Origin of the sequence: Amycolatopsis sp. SID8362 (assembly GCF_010550475.1) — a bacterium.
Classification (GTDB): Bacteria; Actinomycetota; Actinomycetes; order Mycobacteriales; family Pseudonocardiaceae; genus Amycolatopsis; species Amycolatopsis eburnea.
Genome location: NZ_JAAGNB010000752.1, coordinates 1 through 2,856 on the forward strand (window position 1 = coordinate 1; position 2,856 = coordinate 2,856).

The 2,856-nt window shown below is 73.9% G+C and carries 3 protein-coding genes and 2 pseudogenes; 3 read left to right on the forward strand and 2 right to left on the reverse strand.

Annotated elements, in window-relative coordinates:
* Positions 1–197: pseudogene (locus G3I65_RS23445) on the reverse strand (AfsR/SARP family transcriptional regulator); the annotation flags it as partial.
* A 118-nt stretch (positions 198–315) separates the two neighbouring features.
* Here G3I65_RS23445 and G3I65_RS23450 point away from each other — a divergent pair.
* Positions 316–795 carry a hypothetical protein gene (locus tag G3I65_RS23450; RefSeq protein ID WP_160698018.1) on the forward strand — a complete coding sequence of 160 codons (480 nt, stop codon included), beginning with the start codon at positions 316–318 and terminating at the stop codon, positions 793–795.
* A 367-nt stretch (positions 796–1,162) separates the two neighbouring features.
* Positions 1,163–1,573: a hypothetical protein gene (locus tag G3I65_RS23455; protein ID WP_160698019.1), complete on the forward strand. Its 411-nt coding sequence runs from the start codon at positions 1,163–1,165 to the stop codon at positions 1,571–1,573.
* Between the two features lies 1 nt (position 1,574).
* Here the strand turns inward: G3I65_RS23455 and G3I65_RS23460 are convergent, their stop codons facing one another.
* Positions 1,575–2,525, reverse strand: a complete 951-nt coding sequence (locus tag G3I65_RS23460) for an alpha/beta hydrolase (protein ID WP_160698020.1) — start codon at positions 2,523–2,525, stop codon at positions 1,575–1,577.
* Positions 2,526–2,629: 104 nt separating this feature from the next.
* On the opposite strand from G3I65_RS23460, the pseudogene G3I65_RS23465 reads away from it, so the two are divergent.
* Positions 2,630–2,856 (forward strand): annotated as a pseudogene (locus G3I65_RS23465) (PucR family transcriptional regulator); the annotation flags it as partial.

Here is a 2,856-nt window from a genome sequence, read left to right on the forward strand (position 1 = left end):
GTCAGGTTGCGGACCTGCCGCACCGCGGTCGCCGGGGGCTCGCCGTCCCACACGACGTCGACCAGCCGGGCCACCGGGACGACGCGCCCGGCGTCGAGCAGCAGCGCCGCCAGGATGCGTTCCTGCCGCGGCCCGGACGGCCCGATCGGCCGTCCGCCGTCGAGCACTCGCACCGGACCCAGGACGCGGAACTCCATGACCTCACCCCGCGGGCGAGGTTAACCGGCTCCCGCGCGGCGCCGGTGCGGAAGTGATGCACCTGTGATGCGCCGCCCGGGCAGCCTCGGCGCCGGTCCACGAGGAAGGGAAGACCAGATGCGCAAGTGGGGTTACGCGGCGCTGGGCACGGTGCTGGCGGCGGCGGCGCTCGGCGCCCCGGTCGCCGCGGCGGCCGGTGAGCAGGGCGAGGACGGGCAGCAGGAGTGCCGCCGGGCGTTCGACCACGCCGTGTGGGAGGACATGGACAGCTACAACAAGCGCGACGCGGCCCGCTACCGCGCGATCATCCACCGGGACATGGTCACGGTGGGCCGCCGGGGCAACCTGTACCTCGGGTACGACGCGAACGTGAACCCGGTGCTGGAGCAGTTCAAGGTGCCCTACGAGTACTCGATGCCGTGGACGGTGACGCACACCGTCGTCGAGGGCTGCCACATGGGCTTCGCCATCCTCGACGCGCACTACCTCGAGCCGTCGCACGGCATCGACCGGCACTACACGATCAGCCTGACGCTCGTGCGGGACCACGGCCGGTGGCAGGTGGTCAAGGACACGGTCACCGACGTCGTGCCCTGACCGGCGGGGCGCGCCGGGTCCGGGGGTCCCGGCGCGCCCCGTCTACCATCGCCCGCGGAGGTGGGCGTGGAGCCGGGCGGTACCGGCTGCTCGCCGCCGTCAAGCAGGTCCACCGGCAGTTCGCGCACGACCCCGGGTTCCGCGAGCGGTTCCGCCGCGAGGTCGAGGTTTCGCGGCTGGTCTCGGGGGCCTACACCACCGCGGTGATGGACGCCGAGCCGTTCGCGCCGACGCCGTGGCTCGCGCCGATCCCCGCCGCCGAGCCAGAACCTGGATCCGGTGAGCCTGGAAACGTTGCGCCGCACCGATCCCTGCCAGGTGCTCGACGGCGAAGACGTGCGCGCTGGCGAAAACCGCGCTCGGCGCGGTGCTCCAGCGCCTCCGCGACGGCGGGATCGGGTACGCGCTGCCGGCCGGGACGCTGCTCGCACTCGATCCGTGCCAGGTGCTGGAGAAACCCGAGGCTGTCCTCGGGCCCGTCCGCCAGGTGACGCTGAACCGCCTCCGCGAGTGCGAGTGGACGGCCACGACGTCGCTGCGGCTGACGTTCGAGAAGCTGACGGTGGTCCCGGAGGAAGGCGACCCGGTCGACCTCGGCGGGGTGCCGGGCACCCGCCGCGAAACCGGCGACAGCTGCACGGTGACGTGGAACCACCGCCGGTTCGACGCGACGCAGGCGGAGCACGTCCGGCTCTTCGCGACGAAGCCGGGCGGCGGCGCCTGCGACGCGGCGGTGGCGGCGGGCAAAGCCGTGGTGGGCAAGCTGCCCCGGCCGTGAGTCAGACGCGCAGGCCGCGACGCAGGGCTTCGACCTCGTCGGCGAACATCCGCCGTGAAATTCCCGCCGCCTCGACCATGCTCGAGCCGTGGAACGTGCCCGGATAGTGGCGGAACTCGACCGCGACGCCGGCGTGGGCCAGGCGCTGGGCGTAGTCGATGCCTTCGTCGCGCAGCGGGTCGAACTGGCACGTCGTCACGAACGCGGGCGGCAGGCCGGCCAGGTCGGTCGCGCGCGCCGGGGCCGCGTACGGGGAAACGCCTTCGCCGCCCGGTTCCGCGCCGAGATAGCTCGTCCAGCTGAAGACCGCGTTCGGGCGGTTCCACACCGGGGTGTCGGTGTAGGCGCGCATCGACGGGGTGCCGAGCCGGTCGTCGAGCTCCGGGATGCCGAGGTACTGGAAGGCCAGCGCCGGGCCGCCGCGATCACGGGCCGCCAGCGCCACCGCGGCGGAGAGCCCGCCACCCGCGCTCTCGCCGGCGACGCCGAGGCGGCCCGGGTCGACCCCCAGCTCGTCCGCCTTGGCTTCGAGCCAGGTGAGGGCCGCGTAGCAGTCTTCGAGCGGTGCCGGGAACGGGTGCTCGGGCGCCAGCCGGTAGTCGACCGACACGATCACGATGCCCAGCTCGTCGACCAGCCGCAGCAGCGAGGTGTGGAACATGTCCAGGTCGCCGAGGACGAAGCCGCCGCCGTGGATGTAGAGCAGGCCGGGCACGGCCTCGGTGCGGCCGGCCGGGGTGTAGACGCGGACCGGCACGTCGGGCGCGTCGGACGGACCGGGGACGGCGGTGTCCCGGACGTCGATCGCGGTCGTGGGCTCGTAGCTGGGGAGGACTTCGCCCAGCTGCGACATCGAAGATCGCGCGGCCAGCAGGGATTCGTGGTCGGTCAGGGTCACCGCCGGCAGCATGTCCAGCCAGGGCAGCAGCTCGGGGTCGATCGCGTAGGTCATGGCACCGATCATCGGCCGCGCCCCGGGCGCCGGCCACCGCCACGCGGCGGGCGTTGGCGCCCCGGAACTCGCCATCCGGCGGCGGGCGCGCCTATCGTGGCGGCATGAAGGGGCTGCTGCTGCGGCTGTCCGGGCTCGATGCCGACGCCGAGAACGCCGTACGGGTGATCGGGTTCTTCGACCGCCTGATCACCGCCCGCGCGGACCTCGACACCCTGGTGCGCAGCACGGCCGACCTCGCAGGCTGCCCGGTCGGCGTGCACGCGCCCGGCCACGGCCTCTCCCAGCGCGCGGCCCCCGGCGCCGGCGTTTCCGCCCCCGGCACGGCTCC

What these genes read in the sequence shown, in the direction of transcription:
- G3I65_RS23450 (WP_160698018.1), top strand. Translation starts at nt 316, where the DNA reads ATGCGCAAGTGGGGTTACGCGGCGCTGGGCACGGTGCTGGCGGCGGCG.
- G3I65_RS23460 (WP_160698020.1), bottom strand. Translation starts at nt 2,525, where the DNA reads ATGACCTACGCGATCGACCCCGAGCTGCTGCCCTGGCTGGACATGCTG.